The following is a 20,455-nucleotide window of genomic DNA, read 5'->3' on the forward strand; positions in this document are numbered from 1 at the left end:
GATTAAAATAAGCTGACTTTATGATACGCTAGAACCTATATTGGTGGAGGCAAGCGGGATCGAACCGCTGACCTTCTGCGTGCAAAACAGATGCTCTACCAGCTGAGCTATGCCCCCAATTCTTGCTTAAAGCATAAATCACTCACGCTGAAATGCAAGAAATATTTATTTGTGAGGCTATTGCTAAATAGTGCACAAATTCTGCATTTATGTATAATTCTCTATCTTTTTAGAGTTGTACGTCAGCTTTACCAAAATGAATCTTTGAATTAACAAGAAGTTTTCCTTCAAAAATTTTTAATTAAATTATCACTAATGCAGTACATTATGTAATTTATTTAACCACACATGAAAATTTTAGTTTGATTAAAACGGATAAAAACTATATTACTGTTTAGTGTAGCTGAAAAATAAAATGATCCCGTAGCTCAGCCGGTAGAGCAACTGACTTTTAATCAGTGGGTCACGCGTTCGAATCGCGTCGGGATCACTTAGAATCTTAAAAGCATGCTAAAAGAACAGGACAAAATATTCACAAACTTAAATGGTAAAGAAACACCACTACTTGAGGGTGCAAAAAAACGTGGTAGTTGGCAAAAAACAAAGGAATTACTGGATTTAGGATCAGAAAAAATCATTGAGGAAGTAAAGAAATCTGGCTTGAGAGGTCGAGGGGGTGCAGGATTTTCTACTGGCCTTAAGTGGAGCTTTATGCCTAAAAATACTTCAAAAGCGTATTTAGTAGTCAATGCAGATGAGTCAGAACCTGGTACGTGTAAAGATAGAGATATATCACGATATGAGCCACATAAGTTACTTGAGGGAATTCTTCTAGCTGGCAGAGCGATCAGCGCATCAGTTGCATATATTTATATCAGGGGTGAATTTTATAATGAATATTTAGTTCTAAAAAAGGCACTTGAGGAAGCCTATAAAGAAAACTTAATTGGAAAAAATGCCTGCAAATCAGGTTATGATCTTGATGTATTCATTCACAGAGGTGCAGGAGCTTATATATGTGGAGAAGAAACAGCTCAACTTGAATCAATTGAAGGAAAAAAAGGCTTTCCTCGCATGAAACCTCCATTCCCTGCAGGTGTTGGACTTTTTGGCTACCCAACCACAATAAACAACGTTGAAACTATAGCCATGGTTCCAGATATTCTAAATCGCGGAGGAGAGTGGTTTGCATCTCTTGGTAAACCAAATAATACTGGCACTAAGGTCTTTTGCATTTCAGGGCATGTAAATAATCCATGTAATGTTGAAGAAGAGCTCGGAATTTCACTGCGTGAATTAATTGAAAAATACGCAGGTGGAGTGAGAGGAGGTTGGGATAATTTACTTGCTGTAATACCTGGTGGGTCTTCAGTCCCACTAATTCCAAAATCTATATGTGATACTATTGAAATGGATTTTGATTCATTAAGGGCTGCACAATCAGGGCTTGGTACTGCTGCTGTAATAGTGATGGATAAATCAACTGACATAATAGCTGCAATAGAAAGATTATCACATTTCTATATGCATGAGTCCTGCGGACAATGTACACCATGCCGTGAAGGCACTGGATGGATGTGGAGGATTATGAGAAGAATGGTAGCAGGAAATATTAAACCTGGTGAAGTAGATAAGCTACTTGACCTTACAACTCAAATAGAAGGGCATACAATTTGTGCACTTGGCGATGCTGCAGCTTGGCCAGTTCAAGGATTAATCAGACATTTTCGTCATATAATTGAAGAGAGGATAGTAACTTAACTTATACTTTTAAATGATTTTACTACTTAGCAGCTAAAGTTAAAGAATATTGATTTCCTTCCCTTTTAGGTGCTAATTCTACTTTTGCAATATCTTCAGCGTCTCTAATTAGCCGTTCTAATTTTTTCAGTCCAACTTCAGTGTTTACAAGCTCTCTCCCTCTAAATCTCATTGTGACTTTAATTCTATGTCCATGCACAAGAAAATCCCTTGCTTGACGCAATTTTGTTTCGTAGTCGTGATCACCAATATTAGGACCCAGTTTAATTTCTTTTATAGTTAATGTTTTTTGTTTCTTTTTTGCTTCACTTGCCTTCTTTTTTATATCATACTTTTGTTTGCTATAGTCCAGAATTTTACATACTGGAGGAGTTGAATCAGGTGCGATTTCTACCAAGTCTAAATTAACACTTTGTGCAACTTCCAAAGCTTTTTCTATTGGAACAATTCCGACCATTTCACCACTATGATCAACTAAGCGTACCTCCTTAGCTGTGATGAGTTCATTAATTCTGTTTTTATTGTTCTTTTTGACTTGCAAATTTTAGCTCCATTAATTCAAATTAATAATCTTTAACAGCAATTCAGTAGCATTCTCCAAAGAAAAAGACTCCTGTTTTTCCGATCCTAAATTTCTCACTGACACAGTTTTATTTGTAACTTCATTTTTGCCTATGATCCATAATATAGGTACCTTACTTGAACTATGCAAACGTATCTTATAGCTAATTTTTTCATTGGTCAAATCAGTTTTGATTCTCACACCTTGTTCTTTTAAAACGTTGCTGATTTCTGTAGCATAACCGTCAGACTCATTTGTAATGGTCAGAATAGCAAGCTGTGTTGGAGCAAGCCAAACTGGAAATTTTCCTGCATAATTTTCTATTAAAATTCCAATAAAACGCTCAAAAGTTCCAAGAATTGCCCTATGTAACATGACAGGGTGATGCTTGTGCCCGTCTGTTCCTATATAAAAAGCTCCAAGCCGCTCCGGTAAAATAAAATCAACTTGCAACGTTCCACATTGCCAATTTCTACCTATTGCATCTTTCAAAATAAACTCTAACTTTGGACCATAAAATGCACCTTCACCAGGATTAAGTTCATAACTAAGCCCTGCTTCTTTAACTGCTTCAAGCAGTGCTCTTTCAGCTCTATCCCACACTTCATCATTACCTGATCTAGTATCTGGACGGTCTGAAAATTTCACAGAAATTTCATTGAACCCAAGTTCTGAATATACTTCTTTTAAAAGGTCACAAAACTTTACAGTTTCAGAATTCACTTGTTTTTCCATACAAAAAATATGTGCATCGTCTTGCGTAAAACCACGCACTCGCATCAGTCCATGCAATGAGCCTGAGCTTTCATTTCTATGGCATGTGCCAAACTCTGCCATACGTATCGGTAAATCACGATAGCTTCTGATGTGAGAATTAAAAATCTGCACATGACAAGGGCAATTCATGGGTTTTATTGCTAGCTTTTTACTTTCAGATTCATCAATAATGAACATATTTTCACGAAACTTATCCCAATGTCCCGATTTTTCCCACAGCTCTTTGCTTACTAAAATAGGGGTTTTCACCTCAAAGTAGCCATTGTTCATTAACTTTTTTCTGATGTAAGACTCAAGAACATTATATAAAGTATATCCCTGTTCATGCCAAAAAATCTGCCCAACAGCTTCCTCTTGAATGTGAAATAAGTCCATATCCTTAGCAATTTTGCGGTGGTCGCGTTTTTCTGCTTCCTCCAGACGTTTAAGATAAGTATTTAATTCATCCTTATTTCTCCACGCGGTGCCATATATTCTTTGCAACATTGGGCCCTTAGAATCGCCACGCCAGTATGCACCTGCCACTTTCATAAGTTTAAACGCTTTAACTCTGCCAGTTGATGGTGAGTGCGGACCACGACATAGGTCTACAAAGTTGCCTTGTTTATAAACAGTTAGGTTTTCGTTTTCTGGTATTGATGAGACAATATCAACCTTGTATCTTTCACCTATATCACTAAAGAAATCAATTGCCTGCTTACGAGTCCAAACTTCTCGGACGAATCTGTGGTTACTTTTTATAATTTCCTTCATTTTTTTTTCTATTGCAGCAAGATCGTCCGTGGTAAAGGTACGATCTGTAGCAAAATCATAGTAGAAACCATCTTGAATTGTTGGCCCGATAGTAATCTGAGTATTAGGAAAGAGCTCTTTTACTGCCTGCGCCATTATATGAGCAGCATCATGCCTTATTATATCTAAACCCGCTTCGTCACTCAGTTGTATTACCTCTATCTCTGTATCAGATTCAATTTCACGTGAGAGATCATACAACTCACCATTTACCTTAAAGGCAATTGCTTCTCTCAAAGCATCCGGTTGTAATATATCAAAGCCAGTGACTCTACCACTGTATTCTTTTACTTTTTGTTCGGCTAAAAAGGTAACTTTTATCATTCATTAGACCTTTTATCATCCCAGTGCTTGACACTGGGATCCATGTTTCTTTCTTTTCTAGATTCCAGCGCCACGCGCTGGAATGACACCAAAAGGTGAGCTACTGATCTTTCAGTTAAATAACAGTTGTACAAGAGATCTATTACATACTTGCTGTAAGAAATTTTAATTGTTGACATACCTAGTTAATAATACGGCCTATTCTTTTTTAACCTGAGTGCAATTGCTTCTTCCCAAACTTCACCATTACGCAATAGCTTTTCTTTATTGTACATTAGCTCCTCTCTTGTTTCAGTAGCAAATTCAAAGTTAGGACCCTCCACAATTGCATCAACTGGACATGCTTCTTGGCAAAGTCCGCAATATATGCATTTTGTCATGTCAATATCATAGCGTGTGGTGCGGCGACTACCGTCTTCTCTTTCCTCTGCTTCAATAACTATTGCTTGAGCAGGGCAGATAACTTCGCATAACTTACAAGCTATGCATCGTTCTTCACCATTTGGATACCTACGCAGCGCATGCTCACCACGAAACCTTGGACTTAAAGGGCCCTTCTCCATAGGATACCTCAAAGTAACCTTTGGTTTGAACATATATTTTAATGTAATAACAAACCCTTTAATTAACTCTACAGAAGACCAATACCAAGCTAATTTCTTGAGCATAATATTTAAAACTTGTGTCAGTCATTATAAATCATATTATCAGTTTTCAAAATAAATATTTTCATCTGGATGACTTTTGTAGTTTTTCTATACAATATATTTACTAATACTGCATTAATATGAATAAGTAATATAAGCAAAAATTTTTTAGATTAGGTATTTCGATTTCTTAAATTGCTAAGTAGTTTATATAAATAATGACAAACACAAATGAAACTATTTTTGCTTTGTCGACCGTATTTGGTAAGTCAGGAGTTGCAGTAATCAGAATTTCAGGCAACTACACCCTTAAAGCTTTAAATCATTTTCATATTAAGAAAAAAATCAAACCAAGATTTGCTACTTTAGTTGATCTATATGATGATTCCAATCAATTGATAGATAATGGAATAATCATCTATTTCCCTGCTCCAAACAGTTTCACTGGCGAGGATGTTATAGAGTTACAAGTGCATGGAAGCAAGGCCGTCATAAAAATCATCTTGGAGAAATTATCAAAAATTTTCGTTATGGCCAGGCCTGGAGAATTCTCACTTAGGGCTTTTCTAAATGGTAAATTTGACTTAACGCAAATAGAAGGAATTGCAGACTTAATTGATGCTGAAACGAAAATGCAAGCTAAACAAGCGATTAAGCAGATATCAGGAGAATTGGAGAGACTATACAGCAATTGGAGGCAAAGATTAATAACGATACAATCCAAAATCGAAGCATATATAGACTTTCCAGAGGACATTTGGGCAGAAAAAAGTGAATTGGAAAAAATTAATAATGAAGTGCAATCTCTCGTGCAGTTGATACAAGAGCATTTAAATGATAATAGACGGGGCGAAAGGTTGCGTGAGGGTTTACATATTGTAATAACTGGTGAACCAAATGTCGGTAAATCAACTCTGTTTAATTTCTTAGCCAAGCGTGATATTGCTATTGTTTCTGAATATGCAGGCACAACAAGAGATATACTTGAAGCTCATATTGACATTGGGGGATACCCAATCATTCTCTCTGATACTGCTGGAATTCGTGAGAGTTCAGATCCAATAGAATCAGAAGGTATAAGTCGAGCGAAAAAAAGGTCTTTTGAAGCTGATTTAAGAATAGAACTATTTCCTTTTGAACAGCGTCATAATATCAATTGCAACGTTGTAAATAGCGATACTATTTATGTATTGAGCAAAGCTGACGATGCAATTAATGACAGAAATATACTGATTGGCGGTGTAGATTTTCTACCTATTTCTATTTTAAAGGGAATAGGTACAAACAAGTTGATCTCTCTCATAAAAAAGAAGGCAGAGGAAAAATTTGGGCATGATAGAGACACTCCTGTGATTACTCGGCAAAGACATAGGAGTCACATGCAGAAAGCACTGGAACATTTACAACGTTTTAAAATCGATAATCCAATTGAGTTGATATCTGAAGACTTGAGGCTTGCTGCATTTGAACTTGGTGCAGTGATTGGAATTATTAATGTTGAGGAAATATTGGATAGTGTGTTTAGTAGCTTTTGTGTAGGCAAGTAAGATTTTTATAGATTGCTTGAAATTAAATATTGTGGTAAAAAAGAGGTGGACGGATGGCCGAGCGGTTTAAGGCACCAGTCTTGAAAACTGACGTACGGAAACGTACCATGGGTTCGAATCCCATTCCGTCCGCACTTACTTCTCAGATTTAAAATGTTAGTTAATTTTTAGAGCTTATTTAGATGGTTCATAACGCTGGAAATCTTATCTAATCTAGCCACATCTTTTAAAAATACATCCCTTTGTAAATTGACCTTGTTAGCAAAGAAAGCTAATATCTATAAATAGATCACCATCTGAATATGGAAACCGATATAGTAATAATAGGTGCAGGGCCTATTGGAATATTCACTGCTTTTCAAGCGGGAATGCTTGATATGAGATGTCATGTAATAGATGTTTTGGATCAAGCAGGAGGACAATGCACAGCTCTTTACTCAGAAAAGCCAATATATGATATACCTGGTTATCCTGTAATTACTGCCCAAAAATTAATTGAGCAGTTAATGGAGCAAGCTTCACCGTTTGAGCCTGTTTACCATTTAAGTCAAAAAGTGGAAAAGATTTCAAATAACGAAGGTGAAAACTTTACTATCATAACGAACATAGGTACAGAGGTAAAATGCAAAGCCGTTATCATTGCTGCAGGTAACGGAATGTTTGAACCTAACCGTCCACCCTTAAGTGGTATATTAGAATATGAAAATAAATCTGTATTTTATAGTGTAAATAAAATTTCTGATTTTCAGGACAAAACTATAGTCATTGCAGGGGGGGGTGATTCTGCGGCTGATTGGACTGTAGAACTTTCTAAAGTTGCGAAGAAAATTTATGTGATACATAGGAGAAAGGAATTTCGCTGCACTCCTGAAACTAGAAATAAATTAGAATCACTTGAAAATGACGGAAAGATAGAACTGGTAGTGCCATATCAATTACACGAACTAGCAGGAGGTAATGGGCAGTTGAGAGCAGTGATAGTAAAAAACATTGCCTCTAAGGAAGAAAGAGAAATATCCGCTGATTTTTTGCTGCCATTTTTTGGATTATCAATGAATCTTGGTCCAATAAACAATTGGGGTATAGAGTTAGAACATGGCCGCATAATTGTCGACCCAGCTACACTTAGAACCAGTAGAGATAGAATATATGCAATCGGAGATATAGCTACTTATCCAGACAAACTAAAATTGATACTAAATGGTTTTGCTGAGAGCGCCATGGCTTGTTATCACATATACAAAGTAATTCACAATTCTCCAGTTAATTTTCAATATTCAACTTCAAAGGGAATTCATCGAAATTAAAGAGTAAAGAGATCCATGAACCTGCATGCAGTTATCTCAAGCATAAGGGAATACAAACGAAAAAGATTACTTTACAAATTTCCCCAACTCCCTTATCATATCAATAAGAGTATTTATCCTTGTTTTTAATCTCTGCAGATTTAACAACAAAATTCAGTAAAAAACTCAGGTATATATTGGCAGATTACATAAAATTATAGCGGCTGCATGTCTTTTTTATTTTTTCTACATTCAGCCAAAATGCGCTTTAAATAAGCGTTAGCACATTATTACAATGCCAATTTACATTATTATAGGGTCAAAACTCGTTACACGGGGATTCTTTTGCCTTTTTTCTTCATTTGGTGAATTTCTTAATACTTGTAACTAAAGCTTCAGGCCAGCACTTGATGCTGGAATCCAGAAATCTTTTGAGCACAAAAGTTATGCTAGGTTTTGTTGGTAAGAAACCAGTGTCAGCTACTCGGATGACACCAAAGGGGCACTTGGATAGAGGCTACTTGAATAACACCATCATAAGGTGAACCAGTGTCAAACACTGGAATGACAAGGAAAGGGCTACTTGGATGACAAGAAAAAGGACGCTGATATGACACCAAAGAGGCTGACACCACCATAAAGTAAATTCCACTAACACTATAGGAGACTAACATGAACTTTTTAAAATTTATCGAACTATGCTTTCAAACGGTGATGCCGGGATGTGAGTATAACAATTATCAGTATATAAAAATCATAGCAGACAGGCTTGAAGCAGCAAGTGTTGGTGAAGTGAAGCGAATAATATTCAATATGCCTCCGCGCTCGATGAAGTCTATGTGCGTGAGTGTTGCATGGCCCGCATGGATACTTGGTAATCAGCCAACCGCAAGAATAATAGTTGCAAGCTATTCTCAGCGGCTTAGCGAAAAGCATTCGCTTGACACCAGGTGCGTGATGCAGTCTAGTTGGTATAGAGTGCTATTTCCAGAGGTAGAACTATGCAAAGACCAGAACACTAAATATAAATTTCAAACAGTGCAGAGAGGATGTAGGATTGCAACATCTGTTGGTGGAACACTGACTGGTGAAGGTGGAGATTTTATCGTCGTGGATGATCCACTGAGTTCCTCTCAAGCTTTGAGCGAGACGTTTAGAAAACGTGCCACAAACTGGTTCGATCAGACTCTAATAACCAGGCTTAATGACAGGAAAAAAGGAGTTATCGTTGTTGTAATGCACAGACTACATCAAGAGGATTTGACTGGGCATCTTCTCTCCAAACCAAGAAATATATGGCATCATGTTTGTTTGCCAATGATTTCTGAAAATAAGGAAATTATCTATTCAATCAAAAGATCCATTCTCCCTTCTCCTGTTCCTATTATTCAAGTAACTACAAATGAGTGCAAAAGCTCAACAGGCGCTACATCTTCAAGGATTTTATACTTAAAAAAGGAAGGTCAGCTGCTATATCCCCTAGATGTAGGAGAAATTGAAATGATAAAGGCTGAACTTGGGAGTTACGCTTTTGCTGCTCAATATCAACAAAATCCTCTGCCGCTTTCAAGTGGTATAATTAAGCAAGAATGGTTGAAACGCTATAGAAATTTTCCTGACAATCTCTCACATATAACTCAGAGCTGGGATACTGCAGTTTCAACAAACGATTCTAGCGGCTTTAGTGTCTGCACCACCTGGACAAAGGTGAATAATAAGTTTTATTTACTCGATGTATACCGTGCGAAGCTTGAGTATCCAAAACTTAAAGAACAAGTTCTATCACTAGCTGCAAGGTGGAAGCCACACGCAATTTTAATCGAAGCAAAAACAAGCGGTCAACAATTGATTCAAGAGCTAAAGACAATACCTGTTATTGAGATAGTGCCGCATAACAGTAAAATCGCTCGATTCCACCAGATTGTTCCGATAATAGAATCCGGCAAGGTTTTTCTGCCGCATCAAGCAATATGGCTCAGCGATTTTGAGTATGAAATTTTAATGTTCCCAGAAACCCGCCACGACGATCAAGTAGACAGCACTGTGCAATACCTTCAGTGGATGAGAGATAGTAGCTTCAGGGTTGCAGCTATACGAACATTGTGATTCAAGAGGCAATAATTTGCTACCCACAATTTCGATTATAAGCTCATTTAAAATAAATATTGATTTCTTATTTTAATTATTTAAAAATTAAAATAAATTATTTAAGATTAGGGTAAAAATTATGACAATAAATTATCAGCAGTGGCGGGAAATATTAAGTACGGTTAATAGTGATAATAAATTAGATAAAAGGAACGTAATTGAAAAAGTAAAAGAAGAGCTAAAGGCAAGCAATGAAGAGGTATTTAAACAGTGGGAAGAGAGTAATTTTTATGTAAATTATAAATTTGAAGTTGGAGATAATGAATTCATATTATTACATTTAACTGCTAAGTTAGGCTATACGAGCTTGACAAAGGCTTTAATAGTAACAAAAGGGATAGATGTTAATATAAAAGATAAAAATAAAAAGACACCTTTACATTTAGCTGCTGAAAATGGTTATAAAGAGGTAGTAGATGCTCTGTTGGAAAAAGATGAAATCAGGATTAATGAACAAGAAGATAAGGAGGGATGGACTCCTTTACATTTAGCTCTTATAATTGGCCATGCAGACGTGGTATACTCTCTCGTAAGAAACGGTGCGGATGTTAATATAAAAGATGACTATAGAGTGACACCTTCATCTTTGGCTATTCAAAGAGATTATGTATTTACTCCGCCAAAAAAACGTGAAGGCTCCTATGTTAATGTGAAAAATCATGCTAGAACTGCTTCTAGGAATTTAGCTAAAGAGGAAAAACAACGCACATCAGCAATTGCGAAAGGTTTTTTTGCCGGTAGTGCAACTGCATTATCAGGTGTTTTAATAGCGAAAGCACTTTCTGCAACTGGAATAGTTACAGCTGAGTCAAAACCCTCTACACCAATAGCAGTGGTTGCAGTTATAGCAACAGGACTAGCAGTTGGTGGTGCTACATATATGATGTTAAAGCCCAGTACTAAAGTTGATGGAGTAGCAGTCTTAATGGATGGGCGTCAAGAAGCTGCTAGCACTAGTAGGGTTACCTAGCACGTATTCGACCTAGCTGCATAAACTACTGATCATAGAAAATGACATTACAGGGACACTGGAATAACGTAGGAGAGAGCGCTGACAACTTTCGTTTAGGCAAGATTATATCTTGAAAAAATTAAGCTTTAGTGCTACTAAATATTGTAACTTCTATGCTGAAACCTGACTATGAATATGGAAAAAATACGCAATGCTAAAATAAAATTACCAATATTTCTCGATTATCAATCTACTACTAAAGTAGATCCTCGTGTTTTGGAGGTGATGATACCTTATTTTGGTGAGTTTAGTAATGCACACTCTCGTAGTCATTCATTTGGTTGGACAGCTGAGGAAGCAGTAGAAAAAGCAAGGAAGCACATTGCTGATTTAGTGAATGCAGACAGCAAAGAAATCGTCTTTACCTCGGGTGCAACCGAATCAAATAACATGGCTATCAAAGGTGTTGCTCATTTTTATAAGAATAAGGGAAATCATATAATAACTGTCTGCACGGAGCATAAGTGCGTTTTAGATTCTTGTCGACATCTGGAAAATGAAGGCTTTAAAGTTACATATTTGTCCGTTAAGCAAAACGGAATTATAGATTTGTTGAAACTTGAGGAGGCAATCACTGATAAAACAATTCTGATTTCAGTGATGATGGCAAATAATGAGATCGGAGTAATGCAACCTGTCAAAGAAATTGGTGCAATGTGTAGAAAGCATAATATATTTTTTCATACAGACGCTGCTCAAAGCTTTGGAAAAGTTCCAATAGACGTAAATGAAATGAACATTGATCTTATGAGCCTTTCTAGCCATAAAATTTATGGACCTATGGGAATAGGTGCATTATATGTCCGTAGAAAAAATCCTCGTGTTAGGTTGACGCCACTAATTAGTGGTGGTGGACAGGAGAGAGGCATGCGCTCTGGAACAGTTCCTACTCCCCTTGCAGTTGGTTTTGGTGAAGCGGCACGTATCGCTAAAGAAGAAATGGAAATAGAAGCAAGCAAATTAGAAGAGTTGAGAGATATTTTGTACAACAAAATAAAAGAGGCATTTCCTGATGTTGTTTTAAATGGTGACTACGAAAATAGGATTCCAGGTAACCTTAACTTAAGTTTTCCTTATGTTGAGGGTGAGTCTCTTATCATGGCAATCAAGGATTTAGCAGTAAGCTCTGGTTCTGCATGCACATCTGCATCTCTTGAACCTTCTTATGTCATAAGATCACTAAACAATGGCCACGATCTTGAGCATTCATCAATTAGATTTGGCCTTGGCCGATTTACAACTAAAGATGAAGTTCTATATGCAGCAGATCTTGTTACTAAAAATGTTGGACGGCTAAGAGAAATGAGCCCACTTTTGGAAATGGTACAAGAGGGAATAGATTTAAGCACCGTAAAATGGGATTCTCATTGAAGAATAAGACGTTAACCATTAGCAGAGTGATGGTTGTCTAAGCTCTTTCTATGGGTGAAATCGGAAACTTAGCTTTAAGTTCTTTGTAGATGCCACGGAACTAAGTAGCAATCCTATACATATTAAGCTCGCAGCAGTTGTGCTTCCGCCATAGGATAGAAATGGAAGTGGGTCACCTATTATAGGTAAAAGGCCTATTGTCATTCCAATGTTTATAAAGAAATGAGCACCAAAAAAGGCGAAAACCCCGATAGATATTAACTTAGAAAAATAATTTTTTGACCTGTAAGCGATAGAGAATATTATAGCGAGGAATGTGGTATAGAGTAAAATCAAAGTTATGCTGCCTAAAAAACCCCATTCCTCACTCAGTACCGCAAAAGCAAAATCTGTGCGTTTCTCTGGCAAAAATCCAAGTTGAGTTTGACTCCCATTAACAAATCCCTTACCAAATAAACCTCCTGAACCAATAGCTATTTGAGATTGCTGTGCATTATAACCTATTCCAAGTGGATCTACTGATGAATCCAAAAATGATAATATCCTTTGCTTGTGATAAGGGCGCAAAAAAGGCCAAATAGCTGGTATTGCGAAAATGCCAAGCGCTCCAAAAATTATTAAATGAGGTCTTTCCATTATTGCTGTGAATATAATTGATGCTCCTATAAACAATATTATTACAGCTGTTCCTAAATTAGGTTGCTTCAATACAAGGAATACAGGTAAGAAAATAATTATAAGTGGCTTAAATAAACTTTGAAATTTCATCATTTTATACACACTTTGTTTATTAAAATAACGAGCAAGTGCAAGTATTAAGCCCACTTTTACAAATTCTGATGGTTGTAAACTAATTGACCCAATTCTTATCCATCTTGTTGCACCCATTATATGCGAGCCAAAAAAATTTACTGCTAACAGCGCAATTACTGCTACTATGTAAAAAAAATAAGCGTGCTTCAAATAAAAATCTAGCTCTATAAATGACATAGCTATAGCAAGCAAAAAGAAGAAAGAGAATATGACCAATTGGTGAATTGCAAATGGAGCCCACTTTCCTCCAGCAGAAGAATATTGCACAACAATGCCAACGCAAAACAGAGCTATTACGTTAATGACTAATAATAAGTGAATCTTCTTCAGCTTATCCACAGCAAAAACTTTACAGACTTTGAGATACAATAAAACATAAGAAAATCAAAAAGCAAATTTATTAATTACCAACCGAATTGGACTACTATATATCCCAGTTATTACCGTTAAAATTGCCATAAATAATAGACAAAAGAGCATAAGCAATGGTACCTCATTAAGTGTCATTCCAGCGTTTGATGCTGTACTGTTTTCAAAATATATTTTCTCAACCATTCTCCACATATATATTAGTGCAAGAAAAGAGCCAGCAGCAAAAACTGCAAGGGAAATCCATGCATGAGATTCGATAATTGCTTTCATCATATACCACTTACTTACAAAGCCATTTGTCAAAGGTACACCGATTAATGCGAAACTAAGTAGAGTAAATGCAAGTGTTGTATAGGGCATTGACTTTTTTAGTCCTGATAAATTTTCTATTTTTGTCATACCAAACTTATAAGAAATACACCCTGCAGTCATGAATAAAGACGTTTTTATCATGCTATGATTTACTATGTGAAGAACTACTGAAAACAAACCTGCTTTTGAATTTAAACCCAGCATTAAAATTATATAGCCAATCTGACTGATACTGGAGTGAGCAAACAGTCTTTTTATATCTTTTTCGATCATTGCAGATATTGATCCAAATACAACAGCACAAAGCGCAAGGATGATCATCACGTTGCTTAGTGGTAAGAAAAAATTTTGCTGAAAAACAGTGTAAAAGATTCTAATAAAAACATATATCATCACTTTGGTTACTGTACCTGAAAAAAATATGCTAATGAAGCTAGGTGCTTCACTATATGCGTTAACCAGCCATCTGCTGAGTGGAAACAGTGCCATTTTGATTGAGAGACCAACAAAAATGAATAATGTACCAAGTCTTATGATGTTATTATCGTATAATGGTACTATTCTTTCAGCCATGTCAGACATGTTGAGCGTTCCGGTCATAGAGTATAAAAGGCCGATGCCAAACAAGTAAAATGTTGCTCCTACAGTACCACTAATGAGGTATTCAAATGCTGCAACTAAAGCTTTCTTATCCCTTCCCATTGAAACTAAAACATAAGAAGAAAGAGATGAAATTTCTAAAAAGACATAAAGGTTGAATATATCGTTTGTTACTAAAATTCCAAGTAATCCACTCAAGCACAGTAAAAATAGAGAATAAAAACCAATGATTTTGTTTTTGCTAATCTCTTTTTCATTAATATGAAAGCTATAAAGCACACTAATCAGCGCTATAAAATTCACCAAAGTTAGAATCAAGGAGTTCAATATGTCGATTCTCAACTCTATTCCGTATGGAGGAGCCCAATCTCCAAGATAATAAGTTATAATTTCACCATTGTATGTTTTCACTAGCAACATTAATGAAATAAAGAAAGTAGCTGCCGTTGTAAAAAAAGAGATAAACCAGGACACCTTATGTTTCCTGGTAAGAAAGCAGAACATCGATGCAATTATTGGTATAATAACTTGTAGAATTGGTAATTGCATTAAACTGTTGTTAATACATCGTTAAAGTATTAGTATATATAATACTTTTTGTTTTAATACCTTTATGTTATCTAAAATTTATAATGCAGTAACAAACTTATTAAGGAGAAAAGGTAAACTTATAGGTAGGGATGAAAACGTAAATTCTTACTATGAGTCAAGTAAAGGGAAAAGATGGGTAATATATGGTAATGTTTCTGAGCCCACAACAATTCCTCCAGAATGGCATATATGGCTGCATTATACTAATAATGAAGTACCAGTTAATAATAACAAAAGAAAAACTCCTAATTTAACAGGTACGAAAGGTGCATACTACCCAAATCAAAAGGTGAAAAACTACTATGAAAGCTGGAATCCTAATAATTAAAGATGCGAAGGTCAAATATACTTGAAATAATTGCTGGATCATTTGTATTAATTTTCACTATTTTTCTTGTCTTCTTCGCTATTAATAAGCTATCTTACATAAAGAGAAATTATAAGGATTGCTATAAAATACATGGCCTTTTTACTGATGCTAACGGTGTAGGGGTTGGTGATAGTGTCAAGATCTCTGGTGTAGAAATCGGAAGCATAACTGGTGTATCACTTGACAAAGCTACCTACATAGCACGAATCGATATGTGCATAAGCAGAGACATAAAGTTGCCAATTGATAGCTCAGCTCTAATCGCTAGTAGTGGAGTTGTTGGTAGTAAATTTGTTAATATATTACCTGGTGCAGATCCTAAATTAATTTCACACGGTGGTAAAATAGCGCATACTCAAGCTGAAGCAAATATGGGTGGAATAGTGGATAAAATTATTGGCATGTTTACAAAGTGAGAATAAGAACACATAAGCCAACTTGGCCTATGTACAATTAAGGGATTTTTCTATCAATAGCTTGAAGTTGTTCAGCGTTTGAATTATCAAGATTTCTGCTAGGTTTTACATTCCTAATAATCTCAACAAATGCTTGTACTTTCAGTATAGGAGTGTTTTTTTTACGTACTTAGGGAAGTGTTAAATAAACTGTATCAAACCGAGAAGTAATAATAAAATAGAAACAAAAAATGGAGGTTTGACAATGAGTCAAGCAAACAGAACTACCGGTTTGGTAGACTATAAAGAATTAGAAACAAATATCTTATCGTCTATACGAGAAGGAAGACCATTGACGGAAAGAGATGGTGCATTAACACCGTTTGTAAAAAGGCTACTGGAATCGAGTCTGGAAGGTGAAATAAAAAATCACTTGTCGGCTAAAAGCGAAGAAAATAACCGAAGAAATTGAAGAAATTCAAAGACTTTACGGACAAGTGTAGGTTCATTTGAGTTATTGACACCAAGGGATAGGGAAGGAAGCTTTGAGCCACAAGTAGTCAGAAAAAGGCAAACAACCGAACTTGAAGCAAAGGTTTTAAGTATATGCCAGTGGCATGGTATATAGAGATATAGCGTCGCATGTAGAAAAGATATAAAATATCTGTAGCAGAGATATCAAGTATTACTGATAAATTATTGCCTGTAATCAATGAGTGGCGTAGTCGTCCACTGCAATCAGTGTATCCAATAGTGTTTATGTTTTTTAAGGTCAAAGAAGACAGGCATTGCGTAAGTATAGCTCTTCTCATAATAGTCAGAATAAAAAAGCAGAATCAACAGCTTGACGGAAAGACTTAAAAATAGGGATATTTTTTCTAGCTCTGTTCTTTATAGCAAACCACTGATGCTCAATTTTGTTAAAGTCTGGAGAATATGGAGGAAGATAAAGAATTTCAGCACCAACTCCTTTAGCAAGATTATCTATTTTTTTAGATTTATGAAAAGTAGCGTTATCAAGAATTACAGTTTGGCCAGACCTTAAAATTGGAGTTAAAAACTGCTCAAACCAAGCCTCGAAAACATCCTTATTGCAATATCCTTCAAAGGTCAATGGAGCAATGATTTTCTCTTTATTTAGAGCTGCAATCATACTGACCCGCTGAGCTTTTTTACCTGATTTTAGTGAATGAAACCTCTCTCCTTTTCTGCAGTATCCGTATGGGTAGTCTTCTGTATTATCTATTCCAGATTCGTCAATATATACAAGATTTTCATGACGTTTTGTTGCTATAACCTTTGAAAAGTGAGCTCGCTTCTCTTCATTTCTTTCTTTATATCCGTAGGTCTTTTTTTCTTGTAAATCCAATATTTTTAAGTGCACGGTGAATCGTTTGTCTACTGATATTGCCCCAGAGTTTAGCCATCTCTGACTGAGTTTTGCCACCATGGTTTTTTGCAAATTTGGTAAAAACATTCCAGTCAGTAATTTTATGGTTATATCCTACGCTTCCAGGCTTTTTTGACTGAAAATCTCCCGTTTCCTTACGTCTTTTCTGCCACTCATATAGAGTTGTTTTTCCAATTTTAAATCTCTCGGCAACATTTGCTCTACTTTCTCCTTCATCCAATGCTTCCATTGCTTTTTTCCTTAAGTCGTAACTATACGCTGCTGGCATACAAACCCCACTACCATAAATCCATATCTTAACTTGTTTGGATTATTATGAGAAGAGCTATAAATACATGTAGAATATATTAGCAGAATGAAAGGAAAGAAGTTTTAGGTTTTTATATAGCAGAAAGTGAGGGAGCTAACTTTTGGCTAGGGATGTTAAATGACTTAAAAGAGAAAGGAGTAGAAGATATCCTGATTGTATGTGTAGATGGGCTAAAAGCTTTCCTACAGCAATAAACAGTGTATTTCCTAAAGCAGAAATACAACTATGTATTGTACATCAGATAAGAAATTCACTGAAATATGCATCGAGCAAAGATGTGAAAATTTTCATGAATGATTTGAAAAAAATATACCGTGCTGCAAGTAGAGAAACTGCCGAAAATTATTTGCTTGAGCTAGAGGAAAAATGGTGAGAAAAATATATAGCTCTTCTCATAATAGTGGAAACAGGATAAAATAGAGACTTAGGGTAATAAGAAGGTAAAAGTGCCAGCAGCATACAGTTATGACTTAGGGAAAAAAGCCATGAAGGAGAGAGTAAAACAGCAGTAGCAAAGAGGTTCAAAATCGGTAGAGTGACATTGTACAAATGGGAGAAAAGGCGGAAAGAAACAGGAATCGAAGAAACTGGGAAATAGAGGCTATAATCATAAAATCACCGATTGGAATGCGTTTGTAGAATTTATAAAAAAGCACGGCGGTAAAACACAATCAGAGGTGGCCAAACTCTGGGGCAATATAAGTCGTCAAACGATTCATAGAGCTCTAAAAAAATTTGGATTTACACGCAAAAAAAGATTTATGGATATGAAGAAAGAAACGAAGAAAAACGAGCTGAATTTCTGAAAGTCATATCGGCAGAGTCCCCTAAAAATTTGGTATATATTGATGAATCTGGTATAGACAATACAGAAGATTACCCATACGGATATTGCAGAAAGGGAGAGAGGTTTCATGCACTAAAATCAGGCAAGAAAACTCAGAGAGTTAGCATGATTGCATCTTTAAATAAGGGAAAAATCGTTGCACCTATGACGTTTGAAGGCTATTGTGATACAGAGGTTTTTAATGGCTGGTTCGAGCAATTTCTGGCACCAACTTTACAGCCTGAACAAACAGTGATTTTAGATAATGCAACTTTTCATAAGTCTAAAAAGATTGTCGAATTTGCCAAAAGGGTTGGTGCAGACATTCTGTATCTGCCTCCATATTCTCCAGATTTCAATAAAATTGAGCATCATTGGTTTGCTATAAAAAACAGAGCCAGGAAAAACATTCCTCTTTTTAAATCTTTTCGTCAAGCTGTCGATTCTGCTTTTCTTCATTTGTTTCCACTATTATGAGAACAGCTATACTTTAGTTTTGGGAAAATAATTGGGAAAATCTGTCTAGTTATTTTAAATATTCCGGCCCTGTAAGAAAATTAATTTATACCACAAATCCTATTGAAGGGTTACATAGACAGATCAGAAAATTTACTAAAACTAAGGGCTCATTTACTAGCACAAATGCCTTCTATGAACAGGTATATTGTGCTATAAAAAAGTTAGGAGAAAAATGGGCTATGCCTATACATGATTGGGCTTTGACTATGTCTCAACTTGATATCTTTTTTTCTTGTAGAGTTGAATTAAAAATGCGGCTTGACACAGTTTATTTAACACTCCCTTTTTGAAAGTTACAGATCGCTAAAAATATTTAAACAACTAATTTTTATAACTTTATACCAAAAAAACTATTCCCACCTTAATTATCAAACAGTAACGTATAGAACTACAAACTTTTGTATATTAAGAAATTGTTTAAATTGCATACCTGGCTACTATGTCTCCTACTTCCAAGATAAAGTACCTTTCACTAAAAAATATTGAATTTAATTTTTGTAATCACTTAAGTCTAGTATTATTTTGTTAATGTATCGTTCATTTGCATCCTTGATGATAAATTTTATACCATTTTTATATCTTATAACTTCATCTACAGAAGGTACCTTACCAGCAATTGAAAGAACCAAACCACTAAGTGTGGCATAATGCTCTTCAGAGTCACACAACTCTATTTTTAGATTTTCCTCTATATCCTTTATAAGGGCCCTTGCCGATATTTCAAACTTATTTTGAGATAATTCAGTAATGGTGTGTTCTGAATTTACCTCATTCTCGTTATCAATATTTGGTATCAATTCTTCTATAAGATCATTTATCGAAATTAAACCATCAGTTCCGCCATATTCATCCAGTACAATAGCTAAATATGACTTGGAAGATTTCATTCTAACAAAAAGATTTGTTGCTTTCATTGAGGCTGGGACAAATATTACATTTTGTATAATATTTCTCAGATTAAAATCTTTATTCTTATTGAAAATGATATCTTTTACGTAAAAAAAGCCTATTACGTTGTCAAAGTTATTCTTATAAGTTGGTATCTTAGCATGGTAAGTGTTTTTCACCTTCTTTATTACCTCATCCTTGCTCGATTCAATGTCTATTGCACATATCTCCTTACGTGGAGTCATTATATCCATGATACTACAATCACGGAATTTTAATAGACTATTAAGTATGTCAAGACCTGACAGATCACCCATTAATGCCTCAGTCGCACATTTTTTTAACACAGAAGTTTTGTTGAAGAGAAAGAAAAAAATTTTGTATGCTATTTTTTCTACTAAAGTTCTTTTCTTATTCAATTTATTCCCTTTAATGGTGAAAATATCTTTAGATAAGGTCTATCAAGAAAACTGTTATTAAATGTTTAATAAGCATGTGAATAATGTCAAATTAATTTGTGAATTATTTGTTAATATAAAATACTAACAATTGATCAACAACTTTCTCAACGACATATACATAATTGTGTAACAATACATGATAGTAAAGTATTTTCCGTAAAAGAAAATTACTAACATTATAAATATCTTACTTATACACATAAATTACAAGGCAAAATCAATAGTATATAGAAGTTATTAACATATTTATCCACAAGTTAAGTAACAATAATTTTTACTGAATTTTAAGTTAATAACAATTTATTGATAGAACTATTATTACTACTATACTTTAGTATAGAAAAAAGTAGATAAAATAGA

Annotated in this window: 15 protein-coding genes, 3 tRNA genes and 4 pseudogenes; 14 read left to right on the forward strand and 8 right to left on the reverse strand. The window is 35.2% G+C overall.

Translation table 11 applies throughout. From position 1 onward, the window contains the following. Positions 1 to 41 precede the first annotated feature (41 nt). Positions 42 to 117, reverse strand: a tRNA-Ala gene (locus ABWU35_RS06020). A 300-nt stretch (positions 118 to 417) separates the two neighbouring features. Between ABWU35_RS06020 and ABWU35_RS06025 the strand changes: the two genes are divergently transcribed. Further along, positions 418 to 490: transfer RNA gene (locus tag ABWU35_RS06025), tRNA-Lys, on the forward strand. A gap of 17 nt (positions 491 to 507) precedes the next feature. Continuing rightward, positions 508 to 1,761: an NADH-quinone oxidoreductase subunit NuoF gene (gene nuoF / locus ABWU35_RS06030; RefSeq protein ID WP_214303163.1), complete on the forward strand. Its 1,254-nt coding sequence runs from the start codon at positions 508 to 510 to the stop codon at positions 1,759 to 1,761. Between the two features lie 22 nt (positions 1,762 to 1,783). On the opposite strand, the gene infC is transcribed toward nuoF, so the two are convergent. The 3 genes from infC to nuoI form a co-directional block, all read right to left on the reverse strand. Further along, positions 1,784 to 2,302, reverse strand: a complete 519-nt coding sequence (gene infC / locus ABWU35_RS06035; RefSeq protein ID WP_007302391.1) for a translation initiation factor IF-3 — start codon at positions 2,300 to 2,302, stop codon at positions 1,784 to 1,786. A 12-nt stretch (positions 2,303 to 2,314) separates the two neighbouring features. Beyond that, entirely contained in the window at positions 2,315 to 4,216 is a 1,902-nt protein-coding gene (gene thrS, locus ABWU35_RS06040; RefSeq protein ID WP_007302392.1) for a threonine--tRNA ligase, read from the reverse strand. A gap of 185 nt (positions 4,217 to 4,401) precedes the next feature. Then, the gene (gene nuoI, locus ABWU35_RS06045; RefSeq protein ID WP_012481971.1) at positions 4,402 to 4,884 is read right to left on the reverse strand and encodes an NADH-quinone oxidoreductase subunit NuoI; all 483 of its coding nucleotides are present in this window, start codon (positions 4,882 to 4,884) and stop codon (positions 4,402 to 4,404) included. Between the two features lie 197 nt (positions 4,885 to 5,081). On the opposite strand from nuoI, the gene mnmE reads away from it, so the two are divergent. From mnmE to ABWU35_RS06075, 6 genes are all read left to right on the forward strand, one after another. After that, on the forward strand, positions 5,082 to 6,410 hold the full coding sequence (mnmE, locus tag ABWU35_RS06050; RefSeq protein ID WP_007302394.1) for a tRNA uridine-5-carboxymethylaminomethyl(34) synthesis GTPase MnmE: 1,329 nt from the start codon (positions 5,082 to 5,084) through the stop codon (positions 6,408 to 6,410). A gap of 47 nt (positions 6,411 to 6,457) precedes the next feature. Continuing rightward, positions 6,458 to 6,542 (forward strand) — tRNA-Ser (locus ABWU35_RS06055). A gap of 170 nt (positions 6,543 to 6,712) precedes the next feature. Continuing rightward, on the forward strand, positions 6,713 to 7,717 hold the full coding sequence (locus tag ABWU35_RS06060; protein ID WP_007302395.1) for an NAD(P)/FAD-dependent oxidoreductase: 1,005 nt from the start codon (positions 6,713 to 6,715) through the stop codon (positions 7,715 to 7,717). A 651-nt stretch (positions 7,718 to 8,368) separates the two neighbouring features. Then, entirely contained in the window at positions 8,369 to 9,802 is a 1,434-nt protein-coding gene (gene terL / locus ABWU35_RS06065) for a phage terminase large subunit (protein ID WP_012481972.1), read from the forward strand. Positions 9,803 to 9,923: 121 nt separating this feature from the next. Next, entirely contained in the window at positions 9,924 to 10,814 is an 891-nt protein-coding gene (locus ABWU35_RS06070; RefSeq protein WP_007302399.1) for an ankyrin repeat domain-containing protein, read from the forward strand. 171 nt (positions 10,815 to 10,985) lie between these two features. Beyond that, complete coding sequence (locus tag ABWU35_RS06075) at positions 10,986 to 12,227, forward strand: IscS subfamily cysteine desulfurase (RefSeq protein ID WP_007302400.1); 1,242 nt, start codon at positions 10,986 to 10,988, stop codon at positions 12,225 to 12,227. 48 nt (positions 12,228 to 12,275) lie between these two features. Here the strand turns inward: ABWU35_RS06075 and rodA are convergent, their stop codons facing one another. Both rodA and ABWU35_RS06085 read right to left on the reverse strand, forming a co-directional pair. Beyond that, positions 12,276 to 13,379 (reverse strand): rod shape-determining protein RodA, encoded by a 1,104-nt coding sequence (gene rodA, locus ABWU35_RS06080; protein WP_213863856.1) that lies wholly within the window; start codon positions 13,377 to 13,379, stop codon positions 12,276 to 12,278. A 45-nt stretch (positions 13,380 to 13,424) separates the two neighbouring features. Continuing rightward, positions 13,425 to 14,873 carry a proton-conducting transporter membrane subunit gene (locus tag ABWU35_RS06085; protein ID WP_007302402.1) on the reverse strand — a complete coding sequence of 483 codons (1,449 nt, stop codon included), beginning with the start codon at positions 14,871 to 14,873 and terminating at the stop codon, positions 13,425 to 13,427. Positions 14,874 to 14,937: 64 nt separating this feature from the next. Between ABWU35_RS06085 and ABWU35_RS06090 the strand changes: the two genes are divergently transcribed. The 3 genes and pseudogenes from ABWU35_RS06090 to ABWU35_RS06100 all read left to right on the forward strand — a co-directional run. Further along, positions 14,938 to 15,243, forward strand: a complete 306-nt coding sequence (locus ABWU35_RS06090) for an NADH-ubiquinone oxidoreductase subunit NDUFA12 family protein (protein WP_007302403.1) — start codon at positions 14,938 to 14,940, stop codon at positions 15,241 to 15,243. Positions 15,244 to 15,245: 2 nt separating this feature from the next. Continuing rightward, positions 15,246 to 15,701, forward strand: coding sequence for an outer membrane lipid asymmetry maintenance protein MlaD (gene mlaD, locus ABWU35_RS06095; protein WP_007302404.1), 456 nt, complete (start codon positions 15,246 to 15,248; stop codon positions 15,699 to 15,701). A gap of 244 nt (positions 15,702 to 15,945) precedes the next feature. Continuing rightward, positions 15,946 to 16,523: pseudogene (locus ABWU35_RS06100) on the forward strand (transposase); the annotation flags it as partial. Here ABWU35_RS06100 and ABWU35_RS06105 read toward each other — a convergent pair. Beyond that, positions 16,498 to 17,359 (reverse strand): IS630 family transposase gene (locus ABWU35_RS06105; protein WP_265028085.1). Its coding sequence is split into 2 segments (ribosomal slippage): positions 16,498 to 17,035 and positions 17,034 to 17,359, totalling 864 coding nucleotides; the frame shifts between segments, so codons are not numbered across the junction. The pseudogene ABWU35_RS06100 and the gene ABWU35_RS06105 overlap by 26 nt on opposite strands. Positions 17,360 to 17,451: 92 nt before the next feature. On the opposite strand from ABWU35_RS06105, the pseudogene ABWU35_RS06110 reads away from it, so the two are divergent. The 3 pseudogenes from ABWU35_RS06110 to ABWU35_RS06120 all read left to right on the forward strand — a co-directional run. Further along, positions 17,452 to 17,771 (forward strand): annotated as a pseudogene (locus ABWU35_RS06110) (transposase); the annotation flags it as partial. A gap of 76 nt (positions 17,772 to 17,847) precedes the next feature. Beyond that, a pseudogene (locus ABWU35_RS06115) lies at positions 17,848 to 18,704 on the forward strand (IS630 family transposase). A 20-nt stretch (positions 18,705 to 18,724) separates the two neighbouring features. Next, positions 18,725 to 19,036: pseudogene (locus tag ABWU35_RS06120) on the forward strand (transposase); the annotation flags it as partial. Positions 19,037 to 19,234: 198 nt separating this feature from the next. Here ABWU35_RS06120 and ABWU35_RS06125 read toward each other — a convergent pair. Continuing rightward, entirely contained in the window at positions 19,235 to 20,053 is an 819-nt protein-coding gene (locus ABWU35_RS06125) for a transporter associated domain-containing protein (RefSeq protein WP_007302250.1), read from the reverse strand. Between the last annotated feature and the right edge of the window lie 402 nt (positions 20,054 to 20,455).

Origin of the sequence: Wolbachia endosymbiont (group B) of Xylocampa areola, assembly GCF_964028205.1 — a bacterium.
Lineage (GTDB): Bacteria > Pseudomonadota > Alphaproteobacteria > Rickettsiales > Anaplasmataceae > Wolbachia.